This is a genomic window from Rhizobium ecuadorense, from assembly GCF_001187535.1.
GTDB lineage: Bacteria > Pseudomonadota > Alphaproteobacteria > Rhizobiales > Rhizobiaceae > Rhizobium > Rhizobium ecuadorense.
On the sequence record NZ_LFIO01001877.1, the window covers coordinates 1 to 375 of the forward strand.

1 pseudogene is annotated in these 375 nt (G+C 61.6%); it reads right to left on the minus strand.

Annotation, left to right across the window (positions count from 1 at the left end):
- Positions 1 to 21: 21 nt before the first annotated feature.
- Positions 22 to 375: pseudogene (locus tag AF337_RS39230) on the minus strand (shikimate dehydrogenase); the annotation flags it as partial.

Here is a 375-nt window from a genome sequence, read left to right on the forward strand (position 1 = left end):
CGGTGAGACCGATCTTCAGCATTAATGTGCTTCCATATCCGCGATGATGAGCGCGCGCAGCGCCGCGTCGACGATGGGACGCTGGCCGAACCATCTCTCGAATCCGGGCACGGCCTGATGAAGCAGCATGCCGAGACCATCGACGATCGGAAATCCTTGCTCTTCCGCCTGTGCCAGGATCGGCGTCTTCAAGGGCACATAGACAATATCGGTGACGACGGCATCGGCTGCCAGAGGCGAGAAATCGAGTTGCGGCGCCGTCTCGCCGTCCATGCCAAGCGAGGTGGTATTGATGAAGAGGCCGGCGCCTTTCATCACTTCAGTAAGCGCCCCGGCCGGGTGGGCCTGAACACGCGGGCCAAAGCGATCCGCGAG